General features: G+C 50.9%; 3 protein-coding genes and 1 pseudogene. All 4 read right to left on the bottom strand.

Annotated elements, in window-relative coordinates; all coding sequences use genetic code 11:
• On the bottom strand, window positions 1-139 hold a 139-nt coding region (locus ACGK9R_RS17135; protein ID WP_394583538.1), incomplete at its 3' end, for a hypothetical protein.
• Between the two features lie 137 nt (window positions 140-276).
• Window positions 277-1,385 (bottom strand): annotated as a pseudogene (locus tag ACGK9R_RS17130) (IS3 family transposase).
• A 102-nt stretch (window positions 1,386-1,487) separates the two neighbouring features.
• Window positions 1,488-1,727: a hypothetical protein gene (locus ACGK9R_RS17125; RefSeq protein ID WP_394583536.1), complete on the bottom strand. Its 240-nt coding sequence runs from the start codon at window positions 1,725-1,727 to the stop codon at window positions 1,488-1,490.
• Between the two features lie 27 nt (window positions 1,728-1,754).
• Window positions 1,755-2,470 (bottom strand): RHS repeat-associated core domain-containing protein (locus tag ACGK9R_RS17120; protein WP_394583535.1); only part of this gene is annotated, 716 nt, incomplete at its 5' end.

Genomic DNA, 2,470 nt, shown 5'->3' with positions numbered 1-2,470 from the left:
ACTGTTCGCCGACCAGTCGCTGGGCGTCGTCGTACTGGAACGACACTTCACCGTGGTCGTTGGTGACGCTCTGGAGCTGGCCGTTGGCGCCCCACCGGTAGTGCTCGGTGCTTGCCGGGGCGTGCTCGGTGGCGGGCAGGTGGCGCGTCGCAAGGCCTCCGGCGGCGTCGTACTCGTAGCGCGTGGCGAGCGACTGGCCATCCGGGCCTTGCCGGTTGGCCTAGATGCGTTCGATCAGTTGGCCCGCTTCATCGTAACGGCGACGTTACCCTATCCTCAGTAGCATCCGGGTTTAGAGTCTAAAATTACTTTATCCTGTTTTAACAATAGTTGCTCGGCATAGGCTAACGGGGTTAGCCCACGGAGGCTCTTCTTCGGCCTTTCTTCGTTGTACTCCCGCCGCCATGCTTCGATGATGACCCTGGCGTGATGAAGGCTGGTGAACCAATGCTCATTCAGACATTCATCTCGAAAACGCCCATTGAACGATTCGATGTAGACATCTTGGTTGGGTTTTCCAGGTTCAATTAAAAACAGACCAACACCACGCTGCTGGGCCCACATCAGCATGGCGCGCCCGCAGAACTCTTTGCCATTATCGGTACGAATGGCGCCAGGCAGGCCACGCTGTAAAGCCAGATGATCCAGAATGCGTGTTAACGACAGCCCGCCAATGGCACGTTCAGGCACGACCGCCACGGCTTCATGGGTCGCATCGTCGATAATCTTAAGGTTCTTGATCACTCACCCATCTGCCGTGCGATCAAACACAAAATCCATTGACCAGACCTGATTAGCGGCTCAGGGGCTTCCGCTCCGACGTGGGAACCTTCTCGCGCTTGCGGCGTTTTACCTGCAGTTGAGCCGCCGCGTAGAGGCGCTCAACGCGCTTATGATTAACCTGTTCACTCGCTTGACGCAGCTTCAGGTAGATCATGCCGGCGCCATAGCGACGATGCCGATGGGCCAGGGCAATAATACGTTCACGTAAGGCCTCATTGCGGTCAGGGGCCGGTTGATAGCGCAGTGCACTGGCACTCATACGGATGATGCACAGCGCTCGGCGCTCGCTCAGGCCACGTGACACCATAAAGCGCACCAAGTCTCGCCGTGCCGGGGCGCTCACCACTTTTTTCTCAGCGCCTCCCGAGTGACCTCCATTTCCAGTAGCGACTCCGCGAGCAGCTTTTTCAAGCGCCCATTTTCGGCTTCGAGTTCCTTGAGTCGTTTGGCATCGGGTACGCTCATGCCGCCAAACTTGCTGTGCCATGAATAGTAACTGGCTTCAGAAAACCGTGCCGACGGCATGGCTCCTTGATCGATAGTCCTGCGTCGGCTTCGCCGAGAAAGCCAATGATCTGTTCTTCGCTGAAACGCTTCTTCATGTCCAATCTCCTTACACAGGATCGGACTCTAAAGTGTAGCGCTACTCAATCAAGGGGTGACGTCGGAAGAGCCAAATTTATATAGTCAATCATTGATGGATACTATTCATGGCCTGAAGTCCATCTCAAGTATTTTGGAGGGTAGCCGGTCAGCATTACTGAAGCTGACACATGAAGCATTACACCTACCGCCAAAGAAAAGAAAAGTATTCTTAAATCTATTCCTTCTTCAAAAAGCATTACAACAATACCTATAATAGAAAAAAGACAGACACTCACTATGAAGCCACATAGAAATCTATAGAAAAACTTCACTTTCTTAACTTTGTTTCTATCCATCATATCAACCTCCGGATTTTTAAATCTTAATCAATCTAAAAATTCACTTAATCTTCGAAAGGATCGATTTGCCAAGGTTCTTACGATAGACCCTCCTCCGGCTCCCGCTTCATAAGCACTTGTTATAAGAGCCGAATTAACAGCTGTAGTGACTGCAACCAACCTCAAAGTTCCTGGATGATTACCGAGATGGGGAGCAGGCCCCTTAAATACATAATTGCCAATTGTATAACCACCATATCTTTTGGCAATCTGCCCTCCGGTCAATATTCCAGCTCCTTTTTTCAAAGGATCACCTATGAAATTAACGGCTATGCTACTTGAAGAGTAGTTTTCTATTGTCTGTTCTAAAAAGCTTTCTTCTGTCCTTCCACCCGTAAACCTAATCAAGCCTTCCAAAAAGCCGTCGGAGAAATCTTCTTTTAGACCTGTAGAAACTGCATCGTATCTCCACTTTAAGCCATCCCAAGCCTCATTTGCCTTATTGGTTACTTTACCAACTAAATCTTTGCAGTTACTTGCTATAGCTAAAAACCCAAGTGGATCTACCATCTCTGTCGGATTACCCACATACCCATACAAATTCGTCCCACCATTCAACCCGATCGGATCCTGGCTAATATACCTACCTTGCTGCGGGTCGTAGTACCGATGCCGGTTGTAGTAGAGCCCGCTCTCGTCATCCTGCCACTGGCCCTGGAAGCGTATCGGCTGGGTGGTGTTGCCGCGCTCGTTTCGCACTGCCA

The sequence above is a fragment of the Halomonas sp. HNIBRBA4712 genome (genome assembly GCF_043558675.1).
In the GTDB taxonomy this organism is placed as follows: Bacteria; Pseudomonadota; Gammaproteobacteria; order Pseudomonadales; family Halomonadaceae; genus Vreelandella.
The sequence above is the reverse complement of the archived record's forward strand: the minus strand, read 5'-3'. Positions and strand labels throughout refer to the sequence as shown.